Origin of the sequence: Neorhizobium vignae, assembly GCF_000732195.1 — a bacterium.
GTDB classification, from domain to species: Bacteria; Pseudomonadota; Alphaproteobacteria; order Rhizobiales; family Rhizobiaceae; genus Neorhizobium; species Neorhizobium vignae.
Genome location: NZ_JNNU01000015.1, coordinates 37996 through 50434 on the forward strand (window position 1 = coordinate 37996; position 12439 = coordinate 50434).

Consider the following 12439-nt stretch of genomic DNA (forward strand, 5'->3'; position numbering starts at 1 on the left):
TTTGGTGAGAGGGCGTTCCATCAGCGCGTCTCCATGTCCGACCAGTTCGTCCGTGCGCGGACCATCATCAGCACGAGGGAGAGCGCGACGATGATCACGAAGAAGACGACCGCCATCGCCGAGCCGTAGCCGATGTCGTAGTATGAGAAGGCGGTGTTGTAGAGGTAGATGTTGATCGTCTCGGACGCCGTGCCGGGCCCGCCTTGCGTCATCGCGTAGATGATGTCGAAGCTCTTGATCGCGTCGATCGCGCGGATGATGACGCCGATCATCAGGAAAGGTGCGATCATCGGAAGCGTCAGGTAGCGGAATTTCTGCCAGGCGTTGGCGCCGTCGATCTCCGCGCTTTCGTAGGGCTCGCGCGGGAGCGAGGCGAGGCCGCCGAGCACGATCAGCATGATCAGCGGCGTCCATTGCCAGGTTTCGACGAGGACCAGCGAGGGGATGACGCTGTAACGGTTGTAGATCCATTCCTGCGGGCCGATGCCGACCAGCGACAGGAGATAGTTGAGCACGCCGAGCTGCGGATGGAACATCATGGTCCAGACGAGTGCGATGGCGACCGGGGTCGCCATCATCGGCATGACGAAGACGCCGCGCAGGAAGCCTCTCAGCGGAAATTGAGCATCGAAGATGAGTGCTGCGAGCGTGCCGAGAAACAGCGGCGCCACGACCGCGAGCACGGTAAAGATCAGCGTGTGCCAGAGCGATTCCCAGAAGCGGAAATCGGTCGCCAGCCGGATGTAGTTGTCCAGCCCGGCAAAGGTCTGCTCCTGTCCCAGCGTCCAGCTGTTCACGCTCATCCAGAGGGTGAACACCCACGGGAAGACGATGACCGCGCCGATAACGATGAGGGCGGGAACGACGAAAGGCCAGTAGTTGGGAGCAAGCCTATTTGGCTTGCTCCTCTTGTTGGCGGTTTCCGTCCGTGCTGTTTCGATGCTCACGGAGGCCATTATCCCTCGCTCTTGGCAAGCACCGGTTCGAACTGTGCCGTTGCCGTCTTGAGTTCCGTCGCCGGGTCGGCACCGCCGATCATGTTGGTCAGGCCGACGCCGTAGATGTCGCGGAATTCCGTGACCGGGATGATGACCGGCAGCGCAAGCTGCGACACCTTGCCGGAAGCGGCAACCGCATCAACCCATGCGCTCGGCATGGTGACACCCTTGCGGACTTCCGCATCGGCGAGGATCGACTGGCGGAAGGGAACGCCGGCACCGGCCTGCAGCAGGCGTGCCCCCATCTCCTTCGAGATGACCCACTGGCAGAACAGATAGGCCGCTTCCTTCTTCTGGCTCCCCGCGGTGACGCCGATGCCGTCGCCGGTCGTGGCGGCTGCCTGCGCCTTCGGTCCCTTCGGCATGACGCCGTAACCGACCTTGCCGACGACGCGCGACTTCTGCGGGTCTTCGAGCGGCGGAGCAAATCCGACGCCGTCCAGCCACATGCCGACCTTGCCCTGCAGGAAGGCCGACTGGGATTCCGCCCAGTTGAAGCCGGAAATGCCGGCCGGTGCCGATTTGGTCATCAGGCGCTGGTAAAGCTTGGCGGCTTCGACGGCCTCGTCGGAGGTCGTGCGCAGCTTGCCATCCGGACCGAGGGGCGTCGCGCCATAACCGAGCATGAGCGTCGTCCAGACCGGAACGTTGGCGTTCTTCAGGCCGCGGGCGACGAAACCGTAGGTATTGGTGCTCTTGTCGGTCAGCGCTTCGGCTGCCGCCGCCATCTCGTCGAAGGTCTTGGGGTAGGCGAGGCCCTTCTTCTCGAAGAGCTCCTTGTTCCAGTAGACGATCCAGTAGTCGACCGAGAAGGGCAGGGAGCGCAGCTTGCCGTCCTTGTCCTTGGCAAAAGTGAGGCCGGCTTCGGCGAAATCGCTTTCGGTCAGCGACGGGTCGGTGAGCGTCGGATCTTTCAGGAAGCCGCTGATATCGGCAAGCCAACCGCCCTTTTCGAACTGGCGCTTCTGGACGTGGTAGCTGAGGTGGATGACGTCGAAGCTCGGCTTGCCGGACGAGAGCTCGATCGTCGCCTTCTGGCGCTGCTGCTGTTCGGGGGTCGCTTCGGCATTGACCTTGATACCGGTCAGTGCCTCGAACTCGGCCAGATACTTGATGACGGTGTCGCCGCGCGGGCTTTTGACGAGGTTCACTTCCAGCGTGGTGCCGGCAAAGCGCTTCCAGTCGACGGCGGCCGATGCCGGGCGCGAACCGACCAGTCCGGCGGCGCCGAGCGCGGCCGAGCCGGCCAGGAAGCTGCGGCGGGTGGGCTTCCAGAACGAAGATGACATGCTATTTCCTCCTCCTATGCGCCGGATACCCTTGTCTCCGGCTCTTTTTCTAAAGTCTGATCGCGCGATCCCTCGCGTGATTGATATGGGCGACGAGTGCCGCGACCGCTTCCTCCACGGAGCGCCGCTCGATCGCTTCGAGCACTTTCAGATGCTCGTTCATGACGGGGCCGACCCGGCCGTCGATGCGGAACCGCTCCTGCTTGATCAGCCGCATCTTGATGGAATTCACCCGGTAGACGTTCGAAATGATCGTGTTGCCGAGCGCATCGATGAAGGCGTCGTGCATGCCCCAGTCGACCGCCTGCGCATGGAGCTCCAGCTCGCGGCTGTCATTGCCGTCCTGGATAGCCTGGACGATCTCGCGATGCTCCTTCAAAAGCCTGGCGACCGCCTGATCGGAGGCCGAACGGGTGAAAAGCGCAACGGCTTCCTTTTCCAGGAAGACGCGAAGCTGGAAGGCTTCACGGATGAGGTTGAGGTCGATATGGGCGATCTGCAGCCCGCGTTGCGGTACGGTCTTGATCAGCCCCTCGGCCTCGAGCCTCGGCACGAGTTCACGGATGGCGCCCAGCGTCAGGCCCGTCAATTCCACCAGCCGACGCTGCGAGACGAACTGGCCCGGGCGAACGTCACGCGCCAGAAGATGGCGCGTGAAGCTCTCGTAAGCCTTCTCCCTCAGCGTAGACGGCTCCTCGACCGGACTTTCCGTTGGGGGCGCCTGATCCATGGTTTTCAGGCCGCCTTTGAACGGAACAGGGTGTCGAAGGCCGACACCAGCAGGCGCCGACCCTCGTCGGTGATCGAAACAAGCGGCGGCCGCACCGTCAGCCACGACGGATCGTTCGAAAGATGGGCGATCATCACCTTCACGGCCGGAATGACGGGATATTTCAGCAATTCCACGACGAGATCGACAATCCGCTGATCGTCCTCGCCATCCACGGCCATGCGGCGGACTTCGCGCGGGGCGAAATTTGCGACACCGGAGATCGCACCCTGTCCGCCGAGACGTACGCCCTGGGCCAGATGCCGCTCGTCGCCGATCAGGATGATGAGGTCGCCATGTTCCTTGAGCAGCTTCTCGGTGAAGGCCCATTCGCCGCCGGAATCCTTCACCCCGGTGACAATGCCGGGAAATGCATGGCGAAGCCGGCCAATCAGCGCGTGGCTCAGCGGCACCATCGTGACCGACGGGATGTGGTAGACGATGATGTCACGGGCCTTGTCGCCCAGAAGCGCGAATACGGTGGAGAACCAGCCGAACAGGCCTTCGTCGCTGACGTTCTTGAAATAGGAGGGCGGGGCCAGAAGAACGTTGCGCGCACCCATGGACAGGGCGTGTGCGGCCTGTTCAGCGGCGTCCCCGGCCGCATCGACAAGAACACCCGCAACGATCTGGCGCGGCGCGATGCCGCCGGAAATCATGGCGGCGAGGACCCTTTCCCGTTCGCCATCGCCGATCGAGGCGCCTTCACCGGTCGTGCCGAAAACCGTGACGCTGTCGCAGCCGGCATCGAGGCTGCGGCGAGCTTGGGCGACCATCGCGTCGAGCACGATCCTGCCGTCTTTGTCAAAAGGGGTCGCGAGTGCGACGGAGAGCCCGAAACTCATGTTGGTTTATTTATCCTCCCGGTATTGTTCCAACATTTGCATACTGACATGTTAGAAATCAAGTAAGTAATTTGATTGGAGTTGAGGTGTGATCATTGGCTACTGTTCGTTGATGGATCCCAGCGGCGTTCGGTCTCTTCCCCGGAAAGGAGGTGGCTTGGCAGCGAGCCCTGCAGCCCCCACCCCGGCCGCGTCGAACACGCTGCTTGCGCACCTCCCGTCCCGACATCGACGCTGACGAAATTACGTCATCGCCAAATCCCCCAAGGTCGCGTCAGCTCAGGTCGAGGACGAACCGCTGTCCGCCCATGTTCACTTCGATTCTCCCCGGCTCGGCGACCGGGATCAGTCCGCACAACGTGCCCGTCGTCATCACCTGTCCGGCCTTGAGCATGGAGAAGGAGGAGAGCTGGTTCTGGTTTGCCAGCACGACCATGGTCTTCAGCGGGTCGCCATCGGCATGCGCCGCCGGCTTGTCGAAGCCGACCTGTCCGTTGATGATAACCGACAACTGACCGATCGACGCGCCCTCGTCCAGCAGGCTCCGATCCAGCGACGGGCCAAGGACATAGCCGATATTGCTCATCATGTCGGCGGCGGCGAGGGCCGGATCGCCCCGGGAGCCGCCCTGGTAACGGCTGCGGAGAAGTTCCACGCCGATCCGTACCGAACCGATCGCGTCGACGATATCCTGGCGGGTCACCTTGCCCTCGCTGGCCACGACATCCTTGGTCAGCACGAAAGCCAGTTCCACTTCCACCGAAATGCCCGGCTGGTGGGCATGGCCGGTTTCCTCATTGACGAACAGAAGCGGTGCGCTCTGGCAGAAATCGCCCTTCAGGGTGAGCTTGGCGCCCTTGAACGGCTGGCCGAGCGCGCGAAACACATCGGTCTGTACCGTATAGGCATCCGCCAGGGGCAGCCCGAGAAAGGGCTCCGGTTCAAACACGGTCCTCGACAGGATGGAATTGCGGATGGCAGTCGCGAGGCGGGCCGGGAGCGTGTCGGGCATAGCGTCAGTTTCCTTGGTTCGAGATGAAAGCTTGAGGCAGTCACGATCAGTACCCATAGCCGAGCATTGAGGGCATCCTAACAAAATCAATCGAGCCGGCACACTTCAAATATCCCCCCCGGCAGTAGCGCATCCGTTCCTCCATCGCCAATCCCGGGCGCAACATGCCGCAGCCGGCGACTGATGTAAATATATATTTGACGACTGATAACTACATTGATTATATCAGTCCTATAACGAGGAACCAGTTTATGTCGAATGCAGCGCTTAAGGGCATTGTTGCCGCCTCCGTCACGCCGGTGACGACCGATTTCCGTATCGATACCGTCCGGCTGAAGGCGCATATCGACCGTCTCCTGGCAAATGGCTGCAGCTTCATTTCGACGTTCGGCACGACGGGCGAAGGCGCATCTTTTTCGACCACCCAGAAGCTCGAAGCTCTCGAAACGCTGAAGGCGGGCGGGGTGGATATGGACCGTCAGCTGCCGGCGATCATGACCGCGAGTTTCGATGATGCGGTCACGTCGCTGATCGCCTATGGAGACCTTGGCTGTCGCGCAGCCCTGGTCCTGCCGCCCTTCTATTATGGTGCGAGCGAGGATGGCGTTGCGGCTTTCTTCGATGCGCTGATCGAGCGTACCAAGGCGCATACGGCAATCGACCTCGTGCTCTACAACATCCCGCAGCTCAGCCGGGTCCGCTTCACGCAGCAGCTGATCGCGGCCCTGATGCGCAAGCATGGCAGCCGCATCGCCGGGATCAAGGATTCGACCGGGGATCTCGACAACGGACTGATGCTGGTGAAGTCCTTCCCGGAACTTGCCGTCTTCACGGGCGACGACCGGGTTCTGCCCACGCTCGTCAAGGCTGGAGGCGCCGGGATGATCGGCGGCATGCCGAACCTCTTTGCCGGCGACCTGAAGGCTCTTTACGACAATCCCGACGATGCCGGCATTCTGGAGAAGCAGTCGCGGCGCATCGAGGCAGTGGATGCCTACGGATCGCTCGTTGCCCTCAAGGCGGCTCTTGCCCATTATCGCAACGACGAAAGTCTGGCATATGCGGTGCCGCCTCTGGTTGCTCTCAGCCAGCGCGATCGTGTTATGCTCATTGAATTGTTTGAGCGGACGGGTTATCGCGCCGCTGCTTGACCCGCCCGGTGCATGCCGGCGATAGGAGACAGATGAGCGCACGTACTGCACCGCCCGGCACCGAACAGCCAGAACTCCGCTCGGTCAAACAGATCGCCTATGAGCGGTTTCGCGAGGCGCTGTTCGATGGCCGGCTGCGGCCGGGTCAGTTCGTGTCCCAGCGAGAGCTCGTCGCGCTGCTCGGTCTTTCGATCGGCGCTCTGCGCGAACTCCTGCCGCGCCTGCAATATGAGGGTCTCCTGGTGGTCATGCCGCAGCGAGGCATCCAGATCACCCAGATCGATCTCTCGATCATCCGCCAGGCTTTCCAGGTGCGCATGGCGCTGGAGCGCGAGGCGGTGCTGACCGCCGTCAGGCGCATGCCGGACGCCATCCTCGACGAACAGGCCAGGCTTCACCAGTCGATCCTCGACGAGGTCCGCAATGCTCCCTCGCCGGATGTCTTCGAGCGCGGCCAGAAGGTCGACGACGGGTTTCACAACCTTCTCATCGAGGCGACCCAGAACGACCTGCTGATCCAGGCCTATGCGGTCAATGCGATCCGCATGCGGCTCATCAAGCTCGACAGGATCAGCCTTTCCGAGCAGGTCCTGCCGCCGGCCTTCGCCGATCATCTGGCGATCATCGACGCCATCAAATCCCGCGATCCGCATGCGGCGGGCGACGCCATCGACCGCCACATCATGCATGCCCGCGAGCGGGCGATCGAGCTCTGACAATCCCTCGTTTTATGTAACGGACTGCCGGTTCGGCTGCGCCTGCTTACGCAGGCGGAGGTCCCCAGGCAGGCCGTCGGCCTTGATGTATGGCTGATCATGTCGGTCTTCATAAAAGTTGTCGAACAACATGTTTGCGGGTTCGAATCTTGTTGCATGGTGAAGCTGTCAAGCATCTGACGCTTTGGGAGAGTCAATTCAGGGAGGACCGAGCTTGGCGCGTCTGGAGCTATCCAACGTTTCGAAAAACTACGGGGCATTCGACGCCATCACGGACGTATCGCTTGCCATCGAGGACGAGTCGGTGAAGCGGTATTTCGGATTGACAGGTGTCGTAAGACATCATATCTCTTGGATTGCGATTATCTACCTGCCGGGAGGAGACCGGCAATCCAAGGGAGGACGGCCATGACGCCGCTATCGAGAATAATGGGACCGGTATTGCTCGGTTCCGCTCTGTTTTTCCAGCCTGCCTATGCCGAAACCCCGCCCAATATGCTGGTCGTCGGCTTCTCGATGACCAATATCCTGACGCTCGATCCCGCTGCCATCACCGGCAAGGAGACCGTACAGGTTCTCACAAACATATATGATAACCTTGTGGCGCTTGACGCCGTCAATCGCGCCCAGGTCAATCCGCAGCTGGCGGAGAGCTGGACGATCGCCGACGACAACGGCTCGATCACCTTCAAGCTGCGCAAGGGAGCGACCTTCGCTTCCGGAAACCCGGTCACTTCGGCGGACGTGGTCTGGTCCTTCAAGCGGTTGATGAAGCTCAACCTGGCGCAGGCGTCGTTCCTGAAGACCCACGGCTTCTCTGCAGCCAATGCCGATGCAAGCTTCACCGCTCCGGACGACGGCACTGTTGTCATCAAGCTGCCGAAGAAGGTCGATCCGCAGGTCATCGTACAGACGCTCGGCATCGTCGGTCCAGGCTCCATCCTCGACATGAAGGCGGTCATGGAGCACGACAAGAACGGCGATATGGGCGCCGCCTGGCTCACCAACAACTCCGCCGGCTCCGGTCCGTTCACGCTTGGCCAGTGGCAGTCGAACGAGCGCGTCACGCTCGAGCAGAACCCGAAATACTGGGGCGACAAGCCGGCCATGCGCCGGATCATGATGCGCCATCTGGCCGAATCGCAGAGCCAGCGGCTGATGCTCGAAAAGGGCGATATCGACATCGCCTTTTCCATGTCGGCAGCGGACCTCAAGGCGCTCGAGAGCAGCAAGGACGTCAAGATCCAGACGAACGGCGGCAGCGGCTTCTATTATCTCGCAGTTTCCATGAAGGACGAGAAGTTCCAGAAGCCGAAGGTTCGCGAGGCGCTGCGTTATCTCATCGACTACCAGGGCCTGAACGACAGCGTGCTGCCCTATTTCGGCAAGCTGCGCGATCGTCCCGTTCCTGCAGGAATCTTCGGCGCCCTGCCGAATGCGGGCTACAAGCTCGACGTCGCAAAGGCCAAGGCGCTGCTTGCCGAGGCCGGTTATCCGAACGGCTTCTCGACCACGCTGCGCGCCATTTCCGACGTGCCGTTCATGAGCCTTGCGACCGCCATCCAGGCGACGCTGGCGCAGGCCGGCATCAAGGCCGAGATCGTCACCGGTTCCGGCGACCAGATCTACGGCGCGATGCGCGAACGCAAATATGAGCTCCTGGTCGGTCGCGGCGGCGGCGGCCAGTTGCCGCATCCGGACTCGAACTTCCGCGCCATCGTCTACAATCCCAACAATGCGGATGAGGCGAAGCTCACGAATTTCCAGGGCTGGCGCACGTCCTTCTATGATGAGAAGATCAACAAGATGATCGATGACGCTCTCGTCGAAGGCAACAAGGACAAGCAGATCAAGCAATATCAGGACATCCAGACCTACTACGCGGATATCGTCCCGGCGATCCAGCCCTTCTCGGAAGTGGTCGACAGCGTCGGCTTCCGGGCCGACATCAAGGGTCTCGAGCTGAACCCGTCCTGGTCCACCCAGCTTCGCACCGTGAAGAAAGAACGATAATCCTCGGTTGGCCGCGGCGCGGGCCTCGTGGTCCGGCAGCGCCGCGGCATCCGGTACGGTCCTGAGGAAGTCCCATGAACAACGAGCGTCTCACCGCTTTCACGCGGCAGGCCGGCACCATATTGGCAACCCTTCTCGGATTGCTGATCCTGACCTTCTGCATCGGACGGCTGATGCCTGTCGATCCGGTCCGCGCCATTGTCGGCGAAGAGGCCGACCAGGCCACATACGACACGGTTGCGGAACGGATCGGCGCGAACCTTCCTCTCTACCAGCAGTTCTTTCGCTACGTGAGCGATCTGCTGCATGGCGATTTCGGGACGTCGATCCGGACCGGGCAACCGGTCATCAACGACATCCTGCATGTCATGCCAGCGACGATCGAGCTTGCGACCTTCGCGATCATCGTCGGGGCGGGCCTGGGTATTCCGCTCGGCATTCTCGCCGCCGTGCGCCGCAACCGTCCGGTCGACCACATCATCCGGTTCCTCACCCTGATCGGCCATTCCATGCCGATCTTCTGGACCGGCATGATCGGCCTGATCATCTTTTACGCGGCGCTGGATCTGGTCGGCGGCGGCGGCCGTCTGTCGGATTATTATATCGGCATCGTGCCGGAAACGACCGGCTTCCTGCTGATCGACGCGATCATCGCCGGCGACTGGGAAGTCTTGCGGGATGCGGTCAACCATCTGCTTCTGCCGGCGAGCATCCTCGGTTATTCGTCGATGGCCTATATCACCCGCATGACCCGCAGTTTCATGCTGGACCAGCTGAACCAGGAATATGTTACCACGGCGCGTGTGAAGGGGCTCTCGAAGGGCCGCACCATCTGGCACCACGCCTTCGCGAATATCCGCGTACAGCTGGTGACGATCGTGGCGCTCGCCTATGGCAGCCTGCTGGAAGGCGCGGTCCTCATCGAGACCGTGTTCTCCTGGCCGGGCTTCGGCCAATACATCACCAACAACATGCTGATCGGCGACATGAACGCGGTGATGACCTGCGTGCTACTGGTCGGTATCATCTTCATTGCGCTCAACCTGCTTTCCGACGCGCTTTACAAGATCTTCGATCCGAGGACGCGGTGACATGGCAGCTCAATCTCTCGACATGCAGGACGTGGCCATGAACGGTACTCGCTCAAACCCAAATTCGGCCTTCCGCCGACTGCTCGCCGTCATCCGCGAGCTTCTCGGCAACCCGTCTTCGGGTTTCGGCCTCGTGGTCATCACCATCCTGGTCCTGACGGCGATCGTCGCACCGCTGATCGCGCCCTATGATCCGAATGTCATCAACCTCGGCAATACGCTGAAGCCGCCGAGCGCCGAGCACTGGTTCGGGACCGACGAGCTCGGACGCGACATCATGAGCCGCATCATCTACGGCACGCGCATCAGCCTGACGATCATCACCATCGTCTCGGTCATCGTCGGTCCGATCGGGCTTTTGGTCGGCACGACGGCCGGTTATTTCGGCGGCTGGTACGATACGATCATGATGCGTATCACCGATATCTTCCTGTCCTTCCCGAGCCTCATCCTGTCGCTCGCCTTCGTGGCGGCCCTCGGCGCCGGCCTCGAAAATGCGATCATCGCCATCGGTCTCACCACCTGGCCGCCGATCGCCCGCCTGGCCCGCGCCGAAACGCTGACCTTCCGCGGTGCCGACTATATCTCGGCCTCGCGCATGCAGGGGGCATCGGCGCTGCGCATCATCATCAAGTCGATCATGCCGATGTGCCTGCCGTCGGTCCTGGTGCGCATCACGCTGTCGATGGCGACCGTCATCCTGACGGCTGCGGGCCTCGGTTTCCTCGGTCTCGGCGCCCAGCCGCCGCTGCCCGAATGGGGGGCGATGATCGCTACCGGCCGGCGCTACATGCTGGACAACTGGTGGCTGGTCGCCTTCCCGGGCGGCGCCATCCTGCTCGTCAGCCTTGCCTTCAACCTTCTCGGCGACGGCCTGCGCGACGCGCTGGATCCCAAGCAAAGATAGGCCCGAAACAGTGTTAGGATTCCACCATGGATAACAGCCAGGCACTCCTGAAGGTCGAAAATCTCCGCGTCAGCTATCGCAGCGGCAAGACCTACAACACCGTCGTCAAGGGCGTCTCCTTCGATCTCGGCCGCGAGCGGCTCGGCATTGTCGGCGAGTCCGGCTCCGGCAAGTCGACGATCGGCCGCGCGCTGCTGAAGCTCCTGCCGACCGCGAAGATCGAGGCCGACCGGATGGATTTCGGGGGCATCGACCTCATCTCCGCCAGCGAAAAGCAGATGCTGACGATCCGCGGCCGACGCATTTCGATGATCCTCCAGGATCCGAAATTCTCGCTCAACCCGGTGCATCGCGTCGGAGACCAGATCGCCGAGGCCTATCGTGTTCACTACAGGGCCTCGGCGCAGGTCGCCCGGCAGAAGACGCTGGAAATGCTGGAGGCGGTGAAGATCCGCGATCCGGAACGGGTGTTCGGCCTTTATCCGCACGAAGTCTCGGGCGGCATGGGCCAGCGCATCATGATCGCCATGATGCTGATCCCCGAGCCGCAGATCATCATCGCCGACGAGCCGACCTCCGCGCTCGACGTCACCGTGCGCATGCAGGTCCTCAACATCCTGAACGAGCTGGTGACCAACAAGGGCATCGGCCTCATCATGATCAGCCACGACCTCAACCTGGTGCGCAATTTCTGCGACCGGGTTCTGGTCATGCGCCATGGCGAGGTCGTCGAGGAACGGGCGGCCCGGGACATGCGCAACTGCACGCATCCCTATACTCAAGGGTTGCTTGCCGCGCAGCCGCATATCGGCGGCAGCCGCAAGCCGCTTCCGGTCCTGAACCGCCAAACCATCTCCCAAGAGACCAAAGAGGTGCGCGCATGACCGCCATCGACGTCCGCAACCTCTCGATCGATCTGGGTTACAGCTCGGCGAAGAAGCGCATTCTCGGCGATGTCTGCTTTTCGGTCGAGGCAGGCGAATCCTTCGGGCTTGTCGGCGAGTCCGGTTCCGGCAAGTCGACCATCCTGCGCTGCATCGCCCGTCTCCTGAATCTCTGGGAGGGCGACATCCAGCTCGAGGGACGGTCGGTCAACGACATGCCCTTCGTCGAATATTGCCGCGCGGTCCAGATGGTCTTCCAGGATCCCTACGGTTCGCTGCATCCGCGCCAATCGATCCGCACCGCGCTTCAGGAGCCGCTCCGCATCCATCGCATGGACCGCCAGGTCGAACGCATGGAGCGGGCTCTGATCGATGTCGGTCTCGATCCGGCCTTCCTGTCGCGTTTTCCGCACGAGCTTTCCGGCGGCCAGCGCCAGCGCGTGGCGATTGCGCGCGCACTCATTCTCGAACCGCGCATCCTGCTTCTCGACGAGCCGACCTCGGCACTCGACGTCTCGGTGCAGGCGGAGGTGCTCAATCTGCTCGCCGATCTGCGTGCAAAACGCAACTTGACCTATCTCTTCGTTTCCCATGATCTTGCAGTGATCGATCATATGTGCGAGCGGCTGGCGGTAATGCAGCATGGTCGCGTGGTCGAGGTGATGAGCCGAGACGTGCTGGCGACAGGTCAGGCCAAGGATCCCTATGCCCGCGAACTGATCCAGGCGAGCCTCGAATACGACCACGCTGTCTGAGTTTCACAT

Annotated in this window: 12 protein-coding genes; 7 read left to right on the plus strand and 5 right to left on the minus strand. The window is 61.8% G+C overall.

The window, feature by feature from the left end:
• Positions 1-20: 20 nt before the first annotated feature.
• The 5 genes from GQ59_RS23115 to GQ59_RS23135 form a co-directional block, all read right to left on the minus strand.
• Positions 21-956 (minus strand): carbohydrate ABC transporter permease, encoded by a 936-nt coding sequence (locus GQ59_RS23115; protein WP_037085665.1) that lies wholly within the window; start codon positions 954-956, stop codon positions 21-23.
• Complete coding sequence (locus GQ59_RS23120) at positions 956-2287, minus strand: ABC transporter substrate-binding protein (RefSeq protein WP_037085668.1); 1332 nt, start codon at positions 2285-2287, stop codon at positions 956-958. Before GQ59_RS23120 ends, GQ59_RS23115 begins: the two co-directional genes overlap by 1 nt.
• 49 nt (positions 2288-2336) lie before the next feature.
• Positions 2337-3017, minus strand: coding sequence for a GntR family transcriptional regulator (locus tag GQ59_RS23125; protein WP_037085671.1), 681 nt, complete (start codon positions 3015-3017; stop codon positions 2337-2339).
• A gap of 5 nt (positions 3018-3022) precedes the next feature.
• Positions 3023-3901: a dihydrodipicolinate synthase family protein gene (locus tag GQ59_RS23130; RefSeq protein ID WP_037085674.1), complete on the minus strand. Its 879-nt coding sequence runs from the start codon at positions 3899-3901 to the stop codon at positions 3023-3025.
• A 274-nt stretch (positions 3902-4175) separates the two neighbouring features.
• Positions 4176-4913, minus strand: a complete 738-nt coding sequence (locus GQ59_RS23135; RefSeq protein WP_051904155.1) for a hypothetical protein — start codon at positions 4911-4913, stop codon at positions 4176-4178.
• Between the two features lie 251 nt (positions 4914-5164).
• Between GQ59_RS23135 and GQ59_RS23140 the strand changes: the two genes are divergently transcribed.
• The 7 genes from GQ59_RS23140 to GQ59_RS23170 all read left to right on the plus strand — a co-directional run bounded on the left by GQ59_RS23140 (position 5165) and on the right by GQ59_RS23170 (position 12430).
• Positions 5165-6064, plus strand: a complete 900-nt coding sequence (locus GQ59_RS23140; RefSeq protein WP_037085677.1) for a dihydrodipicolinate synthase family protein — start codon at positions 5165-5167, stop codon at positions 6062-6064.
• A 32-nt stretch (positions 6065-6096) separates the two neighbouring features.
• On the plus strand, positions 6097-6780 hold the full coding sequence (locus GQ59_RS23145; RefSeq protein WP_037085679.1) for a GntR family transcriptional regulator: 684 nt from the start codon (positions 6097-6099) through the stop codon (positions 6778-6780).
• 408 nt (positions 6781-7188) lie between these two features.
• Positions 7189-8793 (plus strand): ABC transporter substrate-binding protein, encoded by a 1605-nt coding sequence (locus tag GQ59_RS23150; protein WP_051904156.1) that lies wholly within the window; start codon positions 7189-7191, stop codon positions 8791-8793.
• 74 nt (positions 8794-8867) lie between these two features.
• Complete coding sequence (locus GQ59_RS23155; RefSeq protein WP_037085682.1) at positions 8868-9884, plus strand: ABC transporter permease; 1017 nt, start codon at positions 8868-8870, stop codon at positions 9882-9884.
• Positions 9885-9906: 22 nt separating this feature from the next.
• Positions 9907-10791 (plus strand): ABC transporter permease, encoded by an 885-nt coding sequence (locus GQ59_RS23160; protein WP_432762606.1) that lies wholly within the window; start codon positions 9907-9909, stop codon positions 10789-10791.
• A 26-nt stretch (positions 10792-10817) separates the two neighbouring features.
• Positions 10818-11675, plus strand: a complete 858-nt coding sequence (locus GQ59_RS23165) for an ABC transporter ATP-binding protein (protein WP_037085685.1) — start codon at positions 10818-10820, stop codon at positions 11673-11675.
• Entirely contained in the window at positions 11672-12430 is a 759-nt protein-coding gene (locus GQ59_RS23170) for an ABC transporter ATP-binding protein (protein ID WP_037085688.1), read from the plus strand. The genes GQ59_RS23165 and GQ59_RS23170 overlap by 4 nt, the downstream gene beginning before the upstream one ends.
• The last annotated feature ends 9 nt before the right edge of the window (positions 12431-12439 follow it).